This window comes from Rhodococcus sp. C1 (genome assembly GCF_020809065.1).
GTDB classification, from domain to species: Bacteria; Actinomycetota; Actinomycetes; order Mycobacteriales; family Mycobacteriaceae; genus Rhodococcus_F; species Rhodococcus_F qingshengii.
Window position 1 is genome coordinate 5,954,308 of sequence record NZ_CP078080.1, and the last position, 19,010, is coordinate 5,973,317.

Annotated in this window: 20 protein-coding genes; 7 read left to right on the forward strand and 13 right to left on the reverse strand. The window is 62.2% G+C overall.

Going from position 1 to position 19,010, the window contains the following annotated elements:
• Positions 1-8: 8 nt before the first annotated feature.
• From KTR60_RS27510 to KTR60_RS27520, 3 genes are all read right to left on the reverse strand, one after another.
• On the reverse strand, positions 9-1,442 hold the full coding sequence (locus tag KTR60_RS27510; RefSeq protein ID WP_102999526.1) for a lipase family protein: 1,434 nt from the start codon (positions 1,440-1,442) through the stop codon (positions 9-11).
• A 145-nt stretch (positions 1,443-1,587) separates the two neighbouring features.
• Positions 1,588-2,280 carry a TetR/AcrR family transcriptional regulator gene (locus KTR60_RS27515; RefSeq protein ID WP_228401474.1) on the reverse strand — a complete coding sequence of 231 codons (693 nt, stop codon included), beginning with the start codon at positions 2,278-2,280 and terminating at the stop codon, positions 1,588-1,590.
• A 58-nt stretch (positions 2,281-2,338) separates the two neighbouring features.
• Positions 2,339-2,509: a hypothetical protein gene (locus tag KTR60_RS27520; protein ID WP_167398225.1), complete on the reverse strand. Its 171-nt coding sequence runs from the start codon at positions 2,507-2,509 to the stop codon at positions 2,339-2,341.
• 154 nt (positions 2,510-2,663) lie between these two features.
• Between KTR60_RS27520 and KTR60_RS27525 the strand changes: the two genes are divergently transcribed.
• Positions 2,664-3,077 (forward strand): hypothetical protein, encoded by a 414-nt coding sequence (locus KTR60_RS27525; RefSeq protein WP_042448201.1) that lies wholly within the window; start codon positions 2,664-2,666, stop codon positions 3,075-3,077.
• 15 nt (positions 3,078-3,092) lie between these two features.
• Here the strand turns inward: KTR60_RS27525 and KTR60_RS27530 are convergent, their stop codons facing one another.
• The 3 genes from KTR60_RS27530 to KTR60_RS27540 all read right to left on the reverse strand — a co-directional run bounded on the left by KTR60_RS27530 (position 3,093) and on the right by KTR60_RS27540 (position 5,554).
• Complete coding sequence (locus tag KTR60_RS27530; protein ID WP_042448200.1) at positions 3,093-4,367, reverse strand: RNA polymerase sigma factor; 1,275 nt, start codon at positions 4,365-4,367, stop codon at positions 3,093-3,095.
• A 3-nt stretch (positions 4,368-4,370) separates the two neighbouring features.
• Positions 4,371-4,799, reverse strand: a complete 429-nt coding sequence (locus KTR60_RS27535; protein WP_007735729.1) for a YciI family protein — start codon at positions 4,797-4,799, stop codon at positions 4,371-4,373.
• Between the two features lie 161 nt (positions 4,800-4,960).
• Complete coding sequence (locus KTR60_RS27540) at positions 4,961-5,554, reverse strand: hypothetical protein (RefSeq protein ID WP_042448198.1); 594 nt, start codon at positions 5,552-5,554, stop codon at positions 4,961-4,963.
• Positions 5,555-5,647: 93 nt separating this feature from the next.
• Between KTR60_RS27540 and KTR60_RS27545 the strand changes: the two genes are divergently transcribed.
• A complete protein-coding gene (locus KTR60_RS27545; protein ID WP_042448196.1) occupies positions 5,648-6,619 on the forward strand; it encodes an alpha/beta hydrolase in 972 nt (323 codons plus the stop codon).
• Between the two features lie 9 nt (positions 6,620-6,628).
• On the forward strand, positions 6,629-7,708 hold the full coding sequence (locus KTR60_RS27550; protein ID WP_228401475.1) for a helix-turn-helix domain-containing protein: 1,080 nt from the start codon (positions 6,629-6,631) through the stop codon (positions 7,706-7,708).
• A gap of 22 nt (positions 7,709-7,730) precedes the next feature.
• Here the strand turns inward: KTR60_RS27550 and KTR60_RS27555 are convergent, their stop codons facing one another.
• Positions 7,731-8,630: a LysR family transcriptional regulator gene (locus KTR60_RS27555; RefSeq protein ID WP_070162341.1), complete on the reverse strand. Its 900-nt coding sequence runs from the start codon at positions 8,628-8,630 to the stop codon at positions 7,731-7,733.
• Between the two features lie 140 nt (positions 8,631-8,770).
• Here KTR60_RS27555 and KTR60_RS27560 point away from each other — a divergent pair, with 140 nt between their 5' ends.
• The 3 genes from KTR60_RS27560 to KTR60_RS27570 are packed head-to-tail and all read left to right on the forward strand — an operon-like array spanning position 8,771 to position 12,026.
• Positions 8,771-10,177 (forward strand): FAD-binding oxidoreductase, encoded by a 1,407-nt coding sequence (locus tag KTR60_RS27560; protein ID WP_042448192.1) that lies wholly within the window; start codon positions 8,771-8,773, stop codon positions 10,175-10,177.
• 14 nt (positions 10,178-10,191) lie between these two features.
• Positions 10,192-10,833, forward strand: coding sequence for a histidine phosphatase family protein (locus tag KTR60_RS27565; protein ID WP_007735718.1), 642 nt, complete (start codon positions 10,192-10,194; stop codon positions 10,831-10,833).
• Positions 10,833-12,026 (forward strand): winged helix DNA-binding domain-containing protein, encoded by a 1,194-nt coding sequence (locus KTR60_RS27570; RefSeq protein WP_042448190.1) that lies wholly within the window; start codon positions 10,833-10,835, stop codon positions 12,024-12,026. The genes KTR60_RS27565 and KTR60_RS27570 overlap by 1 nt, the downstream gene beginning before the upstream one ends.
• 5 nt (positions 12,027-12,031) lie before the next feature.
• Here KTR60_RS27570 and KTR60_RS27575 read toward each other — a convergent pair whose 3' ends face one another.
• The 5 genes from KTR60_RS27575 to fepB are packed head-to-tail and all read right to left on the reverse strand — an operon-like array spanning position 12,032 to position 16,861.
• Positions 12,032-12,874, reverse strand: coding sequence for a siderophore-interacting protein (locus KTR60_RS27575; RefSeq protein ID WP_042448187.1), 843 nt, complete (start codon positions 12,872-12,874; stop codon positions 12,032-12,034).
• 21 nt (positions 12,875-12,895) lie between these two features.
• A complete protein-coding gene (locus KTR60_RS27580; RefSeq protein WP_228401476.1) occupies positions 12,896-13,720 on the reverse strand; it encodes an ABC transporter ATP-binding protein in 825 nt (274 codons plus the stop codon).
• A gap of 24 nt (positions 13,721-13,744) precedes the next feature.
• Positions 13,745-14,800 (reverse strand): FecCD family ABC transporter permease, encoded by a 1,056-nt coding sequence (locus KTR60_RS27585; RefSeq protein WP_080726583.1) that lies wholly within the window; start codon positions 14,798-14,800, stop codon positions 13,745-13,747.
• Entirely contained in the window at positions 14,797-15,855 is a 1,059-nt protein-coding gene (locus KTR60_RS27590; protein ID WP_007735708.1) for a FecCD family ABC transporter permease, read from the reverse strand. The genes KTR60_RS27585 and KTR60_RS27590 overlap by 4 nt, the downstream gene beginning before the upstream one ends.
• On the reverse strand, positions 15,848-16,861 hold the full coding sequence (fepB, locus tag KTR60_RS27595; RefSeq protein ID WP_030537421.1) for a Fe2+-enterobactin ABC transporter substrate-binding protein: 1,014 nt from the start codon (positions 16,859-16,861) through the stop codon (positions 15,848-15,850). Before fepB ends, KTR60_RS27590 begins: the two co-directional genes overlap by 8 nt.
• A 105-nt stretch (positions 16,862-16,966) precedes the next feature.
• On the opposite strand from fepB, the gene KTR60_RS27600 reads away from it, so the two are divergent.
• Positions 16,967-18,583 carry an AraC family transcriptional regulator gene (locus tag KTR60_RS27600; RefSeq protein WP_228401478.1) on the forward strand — a complete coding sequence of 539 codons (1,617 nt, stop codon included), beginning with the start codon at positions 16,967-16,969 and terminating at the stop codon, positions 18,581-18,583.
• Here the strand turns inward: KTR60_RS27600 and KTR60_RS27605 are convergent.
• Positions 18,571-18,948, reverse strand: a complete 378-nt coding sequence (locus KTR60_RS27605) for a VOC family protein (RefSeq protein ID WP_030537422.1) — start codon at positions 18,946-18,948, stop codon at positions 18,571-18,573. The two genes, KTR60_RS27600 and KTR60_RS27605, sit on opposite strands and share 13 nt — an antisense overlap.
• Positions 18,949-19,010 lie beyond the last annotated feature (62 nt).

The following is a 19,010-nucleotide window of genomic DNA, read 5'->3' on the forward strand; positions in this document are numbered from 1 at the left end:
GTCACCCGTCAGGTCCCGATCGGCTTGCCGAACAGTCCTGCGACGAGTTCACCGACCGCATCCACCCAGACTGGCCAGGTCCTCTGATCAAGCGCCATGGATCCAGCGTCGAAGGTGCTGCATCCCTGCTGAGCAGGCACACCAGCGAACCGATCACGAAGCCACAGTAGAGCACTCGGCAATGCGACGACTTCCATGCTGACGTGCTCACTGAAGTGGTCTCTGGTGTAAACGACACTCGCAGAAGGATCTTGGCAATAGGTATCGACAAGTTTGTTCACCGGGCCAACAGGCACCAACCAGTCGGGATTCGACTGATAAATGTACATCGGCACGTCAGGAACCGACTTACCCATGGCAGCTCGGGAGAGCGCAGCTCTCACCGTGGGGTGTTGGACGGGATCTCCCGGGACATCGAGGAAGCCCTTGATGTTGAGGAAGGGCACTGCAGCTGACGTCCAGAGCATGCACAGGTTGTCCTTGGCAGCGAAAAGCGCTCGGCCGGCAGGGTTTATGTGCTGATCGATGAAGCCTGCAAGTTCAGGATCTTCTCGGCTCACTCCGATTACACCGGCAGCGACGATCCCGGCCCCTAGAGCGTTGTTGGCATTGTCGAGCAAAGCGCCGAGATCCGCGGCAACACCACCTTCGGCGACTCCGACGATATTCAGTTCCGGCGCGTACGCCTGCCGTATTTCAGCTGCGTGACCAGTAGGAATCGATCCACCCGAGTAGCCGAGCAGCCCTACGCGAGTTGACCGCCCTTGTAGCTCCATGGGTTCGAAGTTCTCAGCAGCACGGATACCGTCGAGCGTGATCCGGGCCGCGACGGGGCCGGAGGCGAAGGAAGAATTGGGTCCCTGATGATCGGGCACCGACAATGCCCAACCCTGCGCCAGTGCCGCCTGCACTTCGAGGAATTGAGCCCCACCGGTCGCAGCGCCCGTCACCAGCCACGGCAACGCGCCTTGCTGCATGACATACGAAGGTGCGCAGTAGTTTCCGAGTGAATCCTCTGCCATCTGAAAGGACAGCAGCGGGCGCGGGCCTCCATCGCGAGTGTCGCCACGCGGCTTGATCACTGTGGTGACAGCAGGAATCGCCTCGCCCGCAGCATTATTGGATCGATACGAGATCTGCCACGCATCCACGTTGGTCGGAATCAGGTTGAGAGTACCGAGATTCACCGCACGAGCGGCGATGATCTCACCCGGTTCCCTGGATTCGACGACCTCGACAGGCGGTTCATAGAAGGCCTGGTCCAGTTCAGGCAAAGGCGGTGCGACCGCAGGCGGCAGGGCAGGCTGGACCTGAATTTGGGCGGGAACACCTTCGTCCGGTGCCGCTGAGGCAGGTGCCGAAAGTCCGATCTGCCCGATTACTGCAATCACGGCAATTGCGAGGCCCCCGCGTTTTCGGTCAGTTGTCCAGCGTCGTCCCATACCAATTCCTCCCCGGAAAAGCACAGATTGCCTTGTGTTGCCGCAGTTCTCATCACGAGCACACAAGTTAGATGCGAGTGTCTAACACATTGAGGACGAGAGTAGAGCGTTGTGGGCCGGATTACAATCCCCTGGTGTTCGTGACCTATTCGTCGGCGCGAAGGGGCGCGTCGTCGATCAACGCATTCAAGAGCACCGTCATCAGATCGACCAGTACCGACACGGGAGGACGAGGCTCCGCAGTGCTCCACTGGTGCACCAGCGCGGTAAGCGCGCCGATGAAAGCGGTGGACGCCCACCGGTAACCACCCGGCGGTTCGTAATCTTCGCCCACGATCCCTTTGATGATCGACTCGAAAAATGTTGCCCAGACCGAACGTTGGTCCACACGATGCTTTTCCACCCGGGGACTGACACCTACGACGTCGATGAAGGCAACGTGTGCGCGTCGTGGGTCACTTCCGACCGACTCGACGAAGGCGGCCATGGCCGTCGCTGCCTTGTCACGGAGATTGACCGAAGGCTCTGCATCGAGTGCGTCGACCATTGCAATTCTGGCGTCGAGTTGAATCTGGTCATACAGCGCGAGGAGTAGATCCTCGCGACTACCGAACTCGTCGTAGAACTGCCTTCTGGCCAGACTCGCGGACGCGCAGATATCCGCCACCGAACTTCCGGCATACCCCTGGTCTGCAAACACACTGAGAGCAGCATTCAAAAAGAGGGAACGGCGTTCGGCCTTCCGAGCCGCGACCGACCTTCCGCCGTAGTTTCTGTCTGTTTCAGCGATTGCCACGTCTGCCAGAGTATGCGGCATCGCGCCGCACACAAAACGCATCTGACCTGCTGCGAAGTTCCTTCACCACCACTACCGGCGCATCGGCACTGCAGCACGATCAGGCCAATACGAAGGCCACGGCAAAAAGTGTCCAGGCGGCAGCGAGAACCGTTGACGCCGCAGTAACTGCCCCGGTCACGGCAGGTCGAGTGCTGCGTTTGCGCGCGGCGATGATCCCGACCGTCATCAAAGTCAACGCCACCAGGAACGACAAAACCACGATTTTCACCAGCAACCCCTTCGACGACGGTCAACAGAACCGGAGACCATTTAGATAGTACACAAATAGATCGTGCATTAATTAAACTCAAAGTCCGTCAGGGGACTCTTGACAGAATTCAACAGCGCCTGTCAGGCTAGTCCTGACGAAAGGAGAACTTCTCATGGAAGACCTGATCGAACGCGCCCTGACTGCGAAGATCGAGACCGCCGCGATCACCACGGTCAACGCCGCGATCACCGAGGCCGGCACTCAGGCAGACAAGATTGTCGGAACAGATCCTTTACCTGGCAGCCCTGGGTGGGAGGCAGAACAGGACACCGACATCCCGGCGCAGCGTCAGATGGCGTGGCAGTTGGCCTGTTTCCGGATTCAGCTCGCCGCAGGTATCGATTCGACGGCAAGCGTCATGAGCCTGCGTAGATTCGGCGCAACATGGTCAACCATCGGCCGCGCTGCCGGAATGACCCGTCAGTCCGCGCATGAACGGTGGGGTCGACGTGTATCGGACATGCTCGATCCCTACGGAGTCGGGATGCCGCCCATGGTGCCCAATGATGATCCGACTCAGCCCTGACTAACAATCGCGTGACTACCGATCCGGCAGCAGCGCATCGGCTTTCGCGACCAGCACAGCGCGCTCACGCTCGTTCCCGGCCAGCCGAGCCGCTTCGAGGAGTTCGGTTCTAGCCTCCTCGGATCGGCCGAGCTGACTGAGCAGCTCCCCCCGAACGCTGGGAAGCAGGTGGTAGTCGGCCAGTTCACCTGAAGCGACAAGCTTGTCGACGAATTCGAGCGCAGGGCCAGGACCGTATGCCATGGATACCGCCGCCGCATGATTGAGGTCGACCACGGGCGATGGCGCCAGTTGCGCCAGAGCCTCGTAGAGGATGACTATTTTCTTCCAATCGGTGTCTTCGAAAGTTGCTGCTCGCGCATGACATTCGGCAATCGCCGCCTGCAGGCCGTACGGGCCTCGTCCACGCCCGACGGCGTCAGCTCGTTCCAGCGCGGCAAGCCCACGCGAGATCTGTAGGCGATCCCACCTCGTCCGATCCTGGTCAGCCAGCAGGATGGGCTCACCGGTCGAGGTTGTCCGAGCGCCGAATCTCGAGGCTGTCAGCTCCATCAAAGCGACAAGGCCGTGTACCTCGGACTCCCTGGGGACCAATTCGGCGAGTATTCGCGCGAGCCGCAGAGCCTCAGCACTGAGCTCCGCCCGCATCCACTCTTCCCCGGAACTGGCTGCATAGCCTTCGTTGAACACCAGGTACAGCACTCCGAGGACGGCGCTCAATCTGCTCGAAAACTCTTCTCGCCCTGGAACTTCGAAAACCGCTTTCGAGGCGGTCAGCGCCTTCTTCGCGCGGACTATCCGCTGCTGCACCGTCGCCGTCGGCGTGAGGAACGCTTTCGCAATCTCTTCCGTGGTCAAACCACCCACCACTCGAAGCGTCAACGCCACCTGCGCTTTTCGATTCAACACGGGATGGCAGGCGATGAACATCAGGCGAAGGACATCGTCGTCGATGCGGTCCGGATCCCAGCTGACGTCGTCGAAATGTGAAGCGTCGTTCTCGAGTTCACGCGCAAAGTGGGCGTAGCGCTCGTCCAACCTCTCACGTCGTCGCCACCCGTCGATTGCTCGTCGTGTCGCCACAGATGTCAGCCAGGCAGCGGGGTTTCTCGGAACCCCCGTCGCGGGCCACTGCTCGACGGCTTCGAGCAGAGCCTGCGCGGCCAGATCCTCGGCGAGATCAAGATCTCCGACGGTGCGAGTCAACGTGGCGACAATCTTCGCGGATTCGATACGCCAGACCGCGTCGACAGCCTTTCTCGTTTCTTCTCGCACCGCCTCGTCGGTCATGGTTCAGCCTGCGACCGGACGATCGGTACCGAGCTCTTCACGCCAGCCTGCCTCTTTCTGGATGTACTCGTTGTCCTGATCGAAGTCCGACATCTCGCTCACGCGGCGTACCTCGAGCTTGCTTCCGGGCCCGAGCGGGCAGCGCTTCGCCCATTCCAAGGCTTCGTCTTTGGTCGACGTCTGAATGATCCAGAATCCCGAGAACAACTCCTTCGTCTCCCCGTACGGGCCGTCGGAGACCAGCGGAGGATCGGACTCGAAATCGACGATGAATCCCTCCTCCATCGCCAGTCCCTCACCGGCCAGCAAGACACCTGCCTTGATCAGGGACTCGTTGTACTGCCCCATCGCCGCGATGATCTCGTCGAAGTCCATGTCCTTGGATGCTTCGATAGCCTCATCGGTGGAACGCATGATCAGCATGTACTTCATGAGAATCTCCTTCGTTCGTGGACCGCTCTGTTCGGTCCCTCTGCTTACACGTCGAACGGCGCACTCACCGATCGACAAACTTCCGAAACAATTTTTCCGAGGACATAACCGCCGGTCGCGATACGCTGCCCACGGTATCGGCGGACGGGCCGTCGGGCCGGTCAGAAGTCGAGAAATCCCGGCACAACTTCGCGAACGAGCCCGGTCGCGTCAGTGCTCCCGTAGAAATACACCGACCCGTAACCGAATAGGTACTCCTCTACGAAATCGGGGTGGGACTCGGCAACCACCGGCCACCCCTCTTCGTTGATCTGGAACAGGAAGCTGTGTCCATCCGCCTCCACGGATTCGGCATACGACGGTTCGTTCTGAATGAGCACCGGTTGCGGAGCTATCAACACCAACGGCATCACCTCGTCGTCCGAGGGAATCCTGATCAACGCCGCGCTGCCAAGGCCCGCATGGCTGCCCGCCGATTCCGCACTTCGTGACGACGAGGGGTGCAGGACTGCCCTAACCCCGATGTCCGGGTATTCGAGGTCGTCGTCGCCGATGGAGAAACCTCGACGGATGAAGACCGAAAGCTCTCGCGCGCCGAGCCACGGCGCCGTGTGTGCCTCGAGCGTCAGAAGGTACTCGTGCGAATGCAGAATCGCCTGACCAGCGAAAACCTGCGGAGGTCGTCCACCAATCCGTGCCCCACTTTTCGAATCGCTCGAACCCACCCCGAGATGTACCCTGTCCACCGGCGTCATCCTAGGGAGATCCGACGGGTGTCGGAGGGAGACTCTCCGATTTCCTACAAGCCGCTGGTGACGTAGGCCACATTCAGGCTCGATGATGGGTGCATGACAACATTCCCGACTCTCGACCCCGAACTCGCCGCGGCACTCACCATGCTCCCGAAGGTGGACTTCGCTGACCTCCCCAACGCACGGGCCACCTACGACGCTCTGGTCGGCACCATGTTGGCCGACCTGTCATTCGACGGAGTCTCGCTTCGTGAACTGTCGGCACCCGGCCTGGACGGCGATCCGGAGGTCACGATTCGTTTCTTCACCCCGGACAACACTGCCGGCCCTGTCCCCGTTCTGCTCTGGATCCATGGCGGCGGATTCGCAATCGGCACCGCAGAATCCAGCGATCCATTTTGCGTCGAGGTGGCGCGGGAACTCGGATTCGCCGTTGCGAACGTGGAGTACCGCCTCGCCCCCGAAACCCCCTTCCCCGGCCCCGTCGACGACTGCTACGCCGCACTCCTCTACATCCACGCCCATGCCGAGGAGCTGGGGGTCGATGCACGCCGCATCGCAGTGGGAGGGCAGAGCGCAGGCGGTGGACTGGCCGCAGGCACTGTCCTCAAAGCCCGTGACGAGGGCGTTGTGCCCGTGGCCTTCCAATTCCTCGAAATCCCTGAACTCGACGACCGCCTGGCGACGGTCTCGATGACGAACTTCGTCGACACCCCCTTGTGGCACCGCCCTAACGCCATCCTGTCGTGGAAGTACTATCTCGGCGAGTCGTATTCCGGTCCCGAAGATCCTGACGTGTCCATTTACGCTGCGCCGTCCCGGGCTACCGACCTCACCGGTCTGCCGCCGACCTACCTGTCCACCATGGAACTCGACCCGCTCCGCGACGAAGGAATCGAATACGCCCTTCGGCTGCTGCAAGCGGGAGTCAGCGTCGAATTGCATTCCTTCCCCGGAACCTTTCACGGGTCGGCACTGGTCGCGACCGCCGCGGTCAGCGAAAGAGGTGCCGCCGAAGCCCTCACTGCGCTCAGGAGAGGGTTGCGTTCGCTCTCGCCGGTCTCGTAGCGTTGCGAGATGCAAGGACTGATGTACCGGCTTGCCGAGCTCGATGCAGACTCGGCAGGCCTGGTACGTGTCATCGATTACTTCGACGCCCTCGTGCGGCACGGCTCCGACACCGCGTCTTTGCTTCGTGCGAGCGCGCAGTTGGCGGACTGCGTCGTGGGTATCGAGATCGTCGAGCGCGGCAGAAGCAAGAAGAATTTGCGCCGTTGCGATCCGCGCGGCCGATGGTCACCCGATCCTCAGCTCCCACCGAGCATGACCAGAAACATTGCCGTAGACGACGAGGTTCTCGGAACGGTATGGATCGAACGACCCGGGGCCAGCTTGCCACTCGACGAAATGCTCGTCGACCGGATGGCCCTGACCGCAGCGATAATTCTGCAACCGCGACGCCTGCCTACCGAAGCCGAGCACACTCGAAATCTGTTGTTCCCGATGGATGAACTCGCGGTGCTCACCTCCTGCGCCGGTCTCGGTGTCGAACCCCATACCCCAGTCCGTGTAATGGCAACCAAGGCAGTCTCAGGCACGGCCGAAGGTGCTGCACACCTTGTCATTTCGCCAGATTACAAACCTGGCAAAGCCACTGGGATAGACGCTGACGGCGAGTATCTGAATCTCGTGACGGGTTCGTTCGCGGCGACACCCGAGCTGTCCGAGGCCGCGCTGTCGTCATTCATTCGCGCCGGAATATCTTTGACTGCTCCCGCTTCCGAAGTGAGCACAATACTGAGCACTGCACGATTCGCTCGTACACAGGCGTCGGCAACAACACCGATCGTGAACGCCGACAATCTCGGCGCCCTCAACCTCTTGGCGCCGGGACCACACATCGATCACTCGCGAATACCGGATCTGGTTCGTGCCGAAGAGATCGGCGATACCAAACAGGGGTTAGAACTACTCGAAACCTTGAGGTCATACCTGCAGTCCGGAACCTTGAGGGCCGCAGCAGATTCCATGCATCTTCACCACAGCAGCGTCGCGCACCGATTGGCGAAACTGTCCCAGCACGTCGGATTCCACGTCGATTCCATCGAGAACCGAGCACGCGCAACGGCCATGATGCTGGTCCTCGATGGCGGATAGGACCCACCGCGCATCACAGGTACTACACAGTGGTTGACGATCTTTCGCGTTCAGCGAGCGCAACAAACGGCGCAAGCGCCGGATTCGGATTATCCGGCCGGTAGGTCACTGCCACGTCGAGAGTTGGTTGCTCACCGGCGATCTCACATAGATGGACACCCGGGATGCGGAGCATCCGCGCTCTGCCCTGGGGGATCGGCGCAATACCCACCCCGTCCGAGACGGCATGCAGCACCTGCTCGTCGTCGGCCTCGAATCGAACGATGCTGGGCGCCCCGTTTGGCCAAAGTTGGTCGAGCGTACGCAAATACATCCCCGGGGCGTTGGCCTCCGGCCAGAACACAACGGGGACGTCCACCAGATCTCCGAGTTCGAGCGTCGCTCGACCACCGAACGGATGATCCACGGGAACAGCGACCAGGATAGGTTCGGTATCGAGGACGATCAGGGGAAGTTCTCGATCGTCTTCATCGAGCGGCGGGCGAACAACCGCGATGTCGACGGCTCCGGTTCGGACGAGGTCGACAGTCTGCGCCGAAGTGCCACGATGAACGACAACTTCGACGCCCGGGTAGAGCCTTCGATAGGTGCTGACCAGATCCGCGACTGCGCCGCCCGCCCACGAACGGGTGTACGCGATGCGCAGTTCTCCGTCCACACCGCGCGCGGCCAACCGAATTCGTTCGACCGCCCGGTCCGCACACCCGATCAAAAAGCGCGCCTCTCGTACCGCCACCTTGCCGGCTTCCGTGAAGGTGAACTGCGGACCCCGACGATCCACCAGCGGAACTCCGAGTTCGCGCTCGAGAACCTTGATCTGCTGACTGAGGGCCGATTGCGCGACGTGGACGTTCGCAGCGGCTCGAGTGAAGCTCCCATGATCCGACAGAGCGATCAGATAACGGGCACGCTGCAGGTTCATACGGCGATTATAAGAAAAACAGATGGTGGTGTCACTACTTGGTCTTGGACACGGCATCACCTGAGGTCGGAGGATCGAGTTCACGTTGATCCACCGTCTGTCTCCCAAAAATTGTCACCCGAACGATCACAAGGTTGCACATGAACCCCCGAACACTCACTGAACCTGCAACAGACGCGAGGCTTCTCGACGCCCTAGCTGAGATCGTCGGCCACACGCATGTCCTTACCGATCCCGAACTGATCGAGGGCTACACACGTGACTGGACGGGACGTTGGATCGGCGACGCGATCGCGGTCATCCGCCCCGGCAACACTTCCGAAGTGTCTGCGGTTCTTCGAGCATGCTTCGACGCGGGGGTTCCCGTCACACCGCAAGGCGGCAACACCGGACTGGTCGGTGGTGGAATCGCCTCGACTGGGTCCGTGGTGCTGAGTACCAGACGTCTGGAGACGATCGAAGCCGTCGACCCCATCGGTCGGACAATCGCAGCCGGCGCCGGCGTGACCGTTGCTCGCGCAGACCTGGCCGCATCGGCACACGGTCTCCGCTTCGGAATCGATTTGGCATCAAAGGAATCCGCAACACTCGGCGGCATCGTCGCAACCAACGCCGGTGGGACGCGCATGGTCCGATACGGAAATACACGCGCACAGATACTCGGTATCGAAGCCGTGCTCGCGGACGGTTCGGTGCTGAGTAGATGGACTCCACTCGTCAAAGACAATGTCGGATACGATATTCCAGGACTTCTCGCCGGCAGCGAGGGAACGCTCGCAGTCATCACCAAGGTCCTGATGAAGCTGGTCACCCCGGCGACCGACACCCAGGTCGTGCTCGCGGGTGTACGCGAAGTCGATCAAGCGCTTCATTTGTGTAATCGCGTGCGTCAGAGCGGATTGACCGTCGAAGCCGCCGAGATCATGACCGACGACGGCATCTCCCTCGTCTGCGCACACACCGATGCCCGTCGCCCGTTCGGCACCCCTTCACCGATGTACACACTCATCGAGGTGTCATCACCGCGCGAAACGGAAGAGTCGCTCCTCGAAGTACTCTCCGACTCTGCCGACCTCATCGAGGACGCGACGGTCGAGCCTGGGCCGGCTCGAAAACTGTGGACTCTGCGGGAAAGCCATACCGAAAGCATCAGCGCGTCGTCGACGACGCCGGTAGTCAAGCTCGACATCTCCGTCCCCTTGTCCGTGATGGGAATGTTCATCGACAACCTCCGAGAAAGCCTGGCACAACGATTCCCCCTCGTGCGGCCAATCCTGTTCGGGCACTTCGCCGACGGAAACATTCATGTGAACCTTCTGGATGCCGAGCCGAGGGTCGCACACGAACTGACCGATACGGTGTTCCGACTCGTCGCCGTCCACCATGGAAGCATCAGCGCCGAGCACGGGATAGGCCGCGCGAAGTCGCCGTGGATATCGCTGGGGCGCACTGAAACCGACATCGCCGCAATGCAGTTGATCAAATCGTCCTGGGATCCCCGTGGAATCCTCAATCCTGGAATACTGTTGCCGGAAAAAGTCGGGTAAGCAAAAGGGGTCTCATGCAGGATCTTTACGTCGTCACTCATCCTCATGCCGAACACACAGCGCAGGACGTAGTCGGCGGTTGGCACAATTCGGTTCTCACCCCCGCTGGTCGGCGCGATGCAGGTTTGATCGCCGAAGCGCTGAAACGACGACGCACAGGAACTTCGCGCCCGGTCCGCATCACCTCGTCCGACCTCAATCGTTGCACCGAGACATCCACGATCATCGCCCGGACACTCGATGCTCCGGCGACAACGGATTCACGATTGCGCGAAATCAGCTTCGGCGAAGCCGAAGGACGCCCGAACTCGTGGCTGGCCCAGCGGCAGGTCCCGGCCCCTGACAACAACCGCCTCGATCACCGTGGCCCCGTTGCCGGTGCCGAGACCCGCCGCGACATCGCATCAAGGGTTCACGAATGCGTTCACGAACTGATGGACGATCTCGATCACGATCACATCGTCGTAACCCACGGCTTTGCACACACATTCGTCGTCTCCGCCTGGCTACAGATTCCCGTCGAAGCCGCAGGATTTGCGACCTTCGCGACCACCCCGGGTGCAATCACACATCTCCGACACGACGACTACTGGCGCAACCGAACCCTCGTGCAACTAGCTGATACGACGCACCTGGACTGTGGCACGATGGCCTGATGCGCCATGTCTCCGACGACGAACGCCGTGCTCGCATAGGAGTACGTCATGCGCTGGAGCCAATGTTTCACGTCGATTCGCCGGAAGCTGCCACGCGGGCGATGACGGTACTGCACGCCACCGAGTCAGCGACGGTCTATCTGTCTTGCTGGGCGAGGGTTCGGTCCGTGGACGCCGCCGACGTCGACCGCGCCCTGTACGACCAACGCAGTCTCGTGAAGCAATTGGCAATGCGCCGCACACTCTTCACCTTTCCCCGCGACTTGCTGCCGGCCGCGTGGTCGAGTGCGTCCGCCCGCGTCGCGAACACCGAGCGGGCACGAATGGCCAAGGATGTCGTCAAGGCCGGACTCGCCGTCGACGGCAACGACTGGCTCGATCGCGCACGGACGGAAGTGCTGAAGTTGCTCACCGATAGGCCTGAAGGGCTTTCAGCGGTAGAGATTCGTCAGGCCGTGCCGATGATCGACGTCAAGGTCGAGGGTTCGGCAGGTGAAATCTGGTCGGCACCCAGGGTTCTCACGCATCTCGGGGCGACCGCAGACATCATGCGCGGCACCAACACCGCCCGCTTCCCCGTCTCACGCCCACTGTGGACTCTCACTCGACACTGGCTCGACGACGCCCCCTTCGATCTCGAATCTGCAGACGGCTATCGAGAAATGGTCCGCCGTTGGCTCTACACCTTCGGACCGGGCACGGAAGACGACATCGTCTGGTGGCTGGGCTCGACGAAGACGGTCGTCCGGGCCGCCCTCGCCGAACTCGACGCCGTTGCAGTCTCACTCGACGGAGGCGACACCGGCTGGTTGCTACCCGATGACGTCGCCACGGTGCCTGATCCAGGTCCTTGGGTGGCACTCCTACCGGTGCTCGACCCGACGGTCATGGGGTGGAAGAACCGTGACTTCTACCTCGGCCCGCACCGCAACCAACTCTTCGACACCCGCGGTAATGCCGGCGCCACCGCTTGGGTCGACGGTCGCGTCGTGGGGTGCTGGATCCAAGACGAAACCGGTGTGGTGCACGTCCGATTGCTCGAGACCGTGTCAGCGTCTGCGCGACGTTCTCTCGATGCCGAGGCGGCGCGCCTCACCGAGTGGCTGGGCGGCGTCAGAATCGGCACGGGGTACGTCTCACAGGCGATGAGGCACGACGTTCCCGAACCTCCCGCCGGCACTAGTTCCCGGTGATAGCGTCAGATACCGATTGCCAGATCGTCGATGTCTGCGAGCGTGCCGCCGTTTTCGAGGATGCTCGTGTAGTTCCGAAGTCGGTTCTGATCTATCTCGGTAGTGCTGACCCCTCGCTTCCAGTACCCGAAGACAACTACATCGTCCTTCGCCAGGCCGACTGTCTTGCGGAAATGCGCTCGAATGGCTCGCATCTCGTCCCGTTCCCCGGCACCCCACACCGCGTAGTCTCCTGGGTTTTCGAGTTCGACGGCGTACTCGGCGAGGCCATCTTCGACATGGTGCAGCTCGAGGCCGGGGATCACGGGTAGTTCCGCGAAAGCCTCGGCGTCACCGGTGGCGACCCAGCCGACGCCGGTCAGTCCCTCGGGCCACTGAAGCAGAATCGAATAGAGGGCAGGTATCGCGGTGTCGTCGGCGAACAGTGCGACGCGGCGCCCGGCGATCTCGGGAACGAGGAAGTGCGGGCGAGGACCGGTGAGTGAGAACGTGTCACCCACACGCAGGTCGGCGGCCCACCTCATCATCGGGCTGGTGTGGCCGTGCAGCACTACGTCGAAGGTCATCGAACTGCTCGGCGCGTTGCAGGTGCGCACCGTGTAGACGCGAGAGACGTCGCCGTACTGTGGACCGAGCTGGATGCGAAATGCGACGTTGGGCCGCAACCAATTCGGGTCGTCCGCCGACGAAGTCAACTGGACGGCGATGCGCAAGATGCTCTCGGTCGGCCGTTCGACGCGTTCGACGACGGCAACCACGTCGTTGAGACCGCGGTCGTGGTCTTCTCCGCGTGGCGCCTTTGCCGACGCAGACGTTTCAGTTTCTTCAGGTCGAGATGCGGTAGTCATTGATATCTCCTGATCGGTGGTTCAGTTGTGGACGGGTAGCTGACTGACAGGTCTTCGATCACGCGGAACAACAAGTGGCCGTCCGGTTTCCGGGTCTTCGAGAACCAGCGCCTCGAGGTCGAAGACTTCGCGCAGTAACTCAGGGGTGAAGACGTCCGAGGCACTGCCCTGCATGACAATTTTTCCGGACCGCATGGCAACTACGTGCGTGGCATATCTGGCCGCGAGGTTCAGGTCGTGCAGGACCGCGACCAATGTTCGACCGGACTGGTGGAGTTGGGAACAGAGGTCGAGAACCTCGATCTGGTGTGCGATGTCGAGAAAGGTGGTCGGTTCGTCGAGCAACAACACCGGGGTGCACTGCGCAAGCGTCATGGCGATCCATACCCGCTGACGTTGTCCCCCACTCAGCTCGTCCACCAATTGGTCTGCTGCATATCGCATTCCGACTTCATTCAGGGCCTCGGAGACAACATGCTCGTCTTCGGGTGACCACTGGCGCAGCATGCTCTGATACGGATATCGGCCGCGGGATACGAGGTCTGCGACACTGATCGCTCCAGGAGAGAGCGGGGACTGTGGCAACAGGGCGATTCGCCGGGCGACTTCTTTGGTTCGATAGGACCGAATATCGTTACCGTCGAGCACAACACGACCCGATCGAGGTGCGAGCATTCTGCCGAGCGCACGCAACAATGTCGACTTGCCACACCCGTTCGGTCCGACGACGACGGTGAACCCTCCATCGGGGATCTCGAGACTCAACTCGTCCACGATGGTTCGATCGGCGTACCGTAGTTCGATCTTCTCGGCACGCAGCCGCGATGTTGGGGTGGCAGTAGTCATGAATCTCTTTCGTAGCGAGTTTTTTCAGGCCTGACGAGCGAGCAGCCAGATCAGATAGGCACCACCGAGCAGACTGGTGACGAGACCGACCGGAGTGCGGAGACCGACCTCGACCGCTTGCGCGATCAAGTCGGCGCCCGCCAGCAGAACTGCGCCGAGCAGGAAGGAAGTCGCGACAAGAACACCGCTGCGCCGTGCCAACCGTCGTGCGATCTGGGGAGCGGCGAGCGCCACAAATGCGATGGGGCCGGTGGCCGCGGTCGCCGCGCCGGTGAGCGCGACCGCAAGCAGAATGCCGGCAAATCGGTATCGCTCCACGGAGATCCCGAGCGAGGACGCAGCGTCGTCGCCCATCTCCATCATGGTGACGCGCCGGGACACCACGACGAGAGCAGGAACGAGAACACCGACGGCGATCGCAACACTGACCGCGTGTGGCCAACCGCGCCCGGTCAGCGAGCCGGCCGTCCACTGCTGCACAACGGTGGCGTCGTCGATATCCGCACGCACCACCAGGAACGACATCACGGCGCTCAGCATCGCGCCCACGCCGATACCGACCAAGACAAGTCGAAGACCGCCGCTGACGCCGTCTTTGCGTGCCAGCGCGTACACCAGAAGCGCCGTCAGCATGCCGCCGAGAACAGCGGCGCCCGCGGTCTGCAGTACCCCGCCTCCGAAGAAGACGATCTGAACCACGGCTGCAGTCGCAGCGCCGGTGGTGAAACCGATGATGTCCGGCGAGCCGAGAACATTGCGCGAAAGCGTCTGGAAAACCGCGCCGGCCACACCGAGGCTTCCGCCCACGCCGATCGCCGTGATCAGCCGCGGCAGCCTGCGATTCTGGACGGACCGAACCGCCGCTGGGGCGCCTTCGCCGTGCAGGGCACGCCATACTTCACCCAAGGACAGATCCAGGGTTCCATACATCAGCGTGGCAAACGAGAGCGCCGCCAATGCCGCACTGATTGCCACGGCTACGAACAGCACTCGCGGAACTATCCGCCACGAGTACGACCCGATTCGAACCACCCAACCGCGGAACAGCGGTGGAACCGGCTGCGCTGCAATCGCATTCACAGCGACGCCACCCGCCGCGAGCGAACAAGCGCAACAAACAAGGGGCCACCGAGCACCGCCACGGCGATCCCCGTCTGCAGATCTCCCGGCGCTGTGGCAACGCGACCGAGAACGTCGGCCAAGAGCAGAAATGCCGGGGCGACAACGAGCACGCACGGCAGAAGAAATCGCAGATCCGGCCCGACGACGCCGCGCACGATGTGCGGCGCAGCCAGGCCCACGAATCCGAGCGGTCCAGCCGCCGCAGTTGCGGCCCCTGCCAGCAGGATGACTGCGACAGCGGATCCGACCCGTGCGGGTCCGGTGCTGGCACCGAGCCCTTTGGCGACATCCTCGCCGAGCGCGATTGCGTTGAGTGGACGAATCAGCAACAACGACAACACGATACCGACGATGACGAAGGGCAGAACAGTGACGATCACGTCTCCGCCGCGGCCTTGCAACGAACCCACTGCCCAAAATCGGAACTGATTGAATGCGGCCTCGTTGCTTATGAGAACCATGCTGGTGAGAGCCGTGATCGCCGTCGCAACAGCGGCACCGGCAAGCGCCATGCGCGCTGGGGTCGCGGCGCTGCGATGCGCCGACCCCAACATGTACACACCTACCGAGGCAACGGCCGCGCCGGCAAGCGCGAACCACAGATAGCCGCCGGCCGAAGTCACCCCCAGATAGGCAATCGCAATCACGACTGCTGCTGATGCTCCGGCGTTCACACCGAGTAGTCCCGGATCGGCCAGAGGGTTGCGGGTGATCGACTGCATCAGCGCGCCGGCCAGTCCGAGCGCGGCCCCGACCACAAGCCCGAGAATTGTTCGAGGCAAACGTGATTCGATCACAATCAGGTGCTCGTTGTTACCGGCGTCGTAGGAAAGAACTGCATCGAGGACAGTGGAGACGGGGATGTTGCGTGAGCCGATGACGAGTCCGCCGACGGATGCCAGCACGATTACAACGATGGAGACGAGGACCAACAACCCCGCACGCGCGGCCGTCCCGGACCGCGGTGGCGCTTCGGTCCGGGACTGCGCAGAAACGCCCACGCGGTCATCCACCGAACGTGGACACCAGCGACTCGACCGTCTGCTTTGCACTGAAGTAGTCGAGACGGAAGGCTGCCGTTCCCATCGCGTATACCCGATCACCCTTGACCGCAGGTTGATTCGCAAGGAGCGGGTCGGCCGCGAGTTGCTTCTCCACGTCCTTGGGCCCCATCGAGACGGCAAACAGCGTCTGCGCCCCGTCTAGTGCGGCAGACATGTTTTCGGAGCTGACGATCGCGACGCCGGAGGCACCCCGCTTGTCCGGAGCGACAAACTGCTCAGCGGGCTCGGCATAGGTGAAGCCGAGCGAGGCCAGCAGATTGCCCTGCGGGCTGTCGGCTCGGAACGTCCAGACACCGTCGGCACCCATGTAGACCAGTGCCGTCACCGGCTGCTCGGGAAGTTTGATCTTCGCGGCTTGGGTGGTGACCCAGCTGTCGTATTCGTCGACGGTTTTGGCGGCCTCGCTCTCGAGTCCGGTGACAGTCCCGAGCTGATCAGCGAGCTCCTCCCAGGAGCTGGCGCCGTAGTCGAGAAGAACAGTGGGTGCGATGTCGCTCAGCTGTGAGTAGGCATCGAGTGTCGAGTCGCCGCCGTTAGCGGAGCCGATGATCAGATCGGGCTCGAAGGTCTCGATCGCGTCGAGGTCCAGCTCGAGATTTCGGTAGAGCACCGCGACGCCACGATCAGCCGCCACGCCCGACCACTGGGAGAAAAACCCCTGGTCATCGGTCATTCCCGACGGCGTTGTCGCCGCACTCGCGACCACCGGCGCTCCGATCGCAAGCAGCGTGCCGGTCAACGACGGCGAGGTGGACACGATCCGAGTCGGCTTTGCAGTGATCTCGGTACTACGGCCGCCGTGATCGACGGTGCGCGGCCAGCCCTCGGTGGCCCCGGAGGTTTCCTGGGTGCCCTCGGTTCCGGTGTCACTACCTGACGAATTCGAGCAGCCGGCAAGAGCGAGGGCGACGACCGCGGCGAGTACTGCCGCCGCCGGGCGTAGAGATCTGCGCATGAGTATGTGGCTTTCTGAAGATACGAGAGTGCGCCGCTGCGAACACAGTCGGCAGAGGTAAAGTTAGCCATACTTAAGTCGCAAGGGTTGTCCAGGAGCGCCAACGTGTTACCACTATCGGGAAGGTCGGACGCAATCGACTTGGGGCCGATCCGCGCCTGCCGCACCGAGCCAAGCATCGGCCGCTCACCGCTGTTGTTCTGGGTTCTCGCAGGTAGTGGACGCGTCAGGACCGGATCGACCGTCTACGAGGTGCCGGCGGGCGAGTTGTTGTGGATCCCGGCGGGCGTGCGATATTCGATGGAGACGGACTCGGATTCCGTCGCGTTTCCCATCCTGCTTCCGCCCTCGAACGGCGTCAGCACCGGGCCGGCTACCGTGACGCGTCTGCGCGTTCCGCCCGGATGGGAAGACAGACTGATCCACGAGTTCGTTCACAACCTGGGCTATCTGCGCGGCGACGCTGCACACCCGTCGTCCTTGTTCGAAATGATTACCCGGGCCGACGACGGGGCCACCTCGCTGCCGCAATTGCCGCAATCACGGGAAGCGTTCGAGATCGCGCACGCCCTGTTGCGAACACCTGGCACCGACGACACCGAGGCACAATTCGCGAAGCGTGCCGGGATCAGCATTCGAACGCTCCAGCGGTACTTCGTGGAAGAAACCGGCCTCACCTTCACGCGCTGGCGGCTACGAGCTCGGATCGCCGCGTCATTGGAGTACCTGAAGCAGGACCGCGAGATCGGTTGGATTGCAAACGAAGTCGGCTTCGAAACGGGCAGCGGATTCACGCGTGCGTTCCGGGCCCAGATGGGAGAGAGCCCGAGTGACTATCGCCGCCGGGCCCTTTCCGGTCCAACCGATCGCAGCGTGGACACCGACAACGATCAAGCATTGGTCCGCATGCTCGCAGAGCCCAGGCAGCCCGGGGAAACAGCGCCGCCGATACCGGCCAATGCGACGTGGCCGCGCGTCAACGGCGCCCACGTCGCCGTGTGGGTCTACCGAGGCCAAGCCCGGGTGGACGTCGCGGACCGCAGCTGGGAACTGCGCACCGGAGAGGCCATGATTCTTCCTGCAGGCGTCCTCAATACCGTCACGGTTCCGACTGGTTCACTGCTTCTGCCGCTCGGCTTCCGTTCCTCGAACGGGTCGACCGTATCTGCCGACGCCCTCGAGACCGTGCAGTTCTCCCCCGCTGACGAGTTGGCATTGCTGCACACTTTCGTCGCCGCCTACACGCCCTTGCGCCCGCGCGGCCACGACAGCGCCATGGCATTCGACATCATCGCCACCGGCCCTCTTGCACAACCGGTTTCGAACACCTCGCCCGCCGCTTCGATTGCCACACGACTGGCAGCGACGACCGCCGCCCGCCCGGCCGACCCTCGCACTCTGGACGAGTGGGCGCAAGAGTTCGGTACTGACGCAGCCAGGCTGCGCCGGGAGTTCCGTATCGAAACCGGCACCACGTATCCGCAGTGGCGATCGCTTTCACGGATGACCCAGGCACGCACCCAACTCCAACTCGGGGTTGCACCCGGCACGGTGTCGAGGAACCTGGGTTACGCGCACCTGCCCGCATTCAGCCGAGCGTTTCGCACTGCGCACGGGATCTCACCGCAGCGCTTCCAAGCCCAGTCCGTCGAACGCGCCCTCTGGTTACGTTCTGTGCCGCGCGCCGCGGAGCCGAGCGCTCGGGTTCTTCACACCCACTGAACGAGTTGCCACACGATTCCGTTGGCGTCGACGAACTGGCAGTAACGCTCACCCCACGGTTCCGTCTCCGGTTCGGTGACGACGGAGGCACCTTCAGCAGCGATGCGGGCGAACTCGGCGTCGACATCGTCGACCACGAATGCAATGAGCAAGCCTTGACCGGCCGGACCTGCGACGAAGTCGGGCTTGAACGTCCCGAGCCCGGTGCGCAGGAAGACCACGTTGACCCCGGCATCCGGATGATTCAGGGAAACGAAGCCGTCATCGGCCATGGCCTCGGTGAAACCGAAATGGGTTTTCGCGAAGTCTGCCGATGCGTCGGTGTCGGCGACGTTCAAGGACAGAGCAGTGCTGGTGATTTTCATCGTGGGCCTCCCATGATCGATAAACCTTATGCAGTGCATACAGTATGCACCGTATAAGGTAT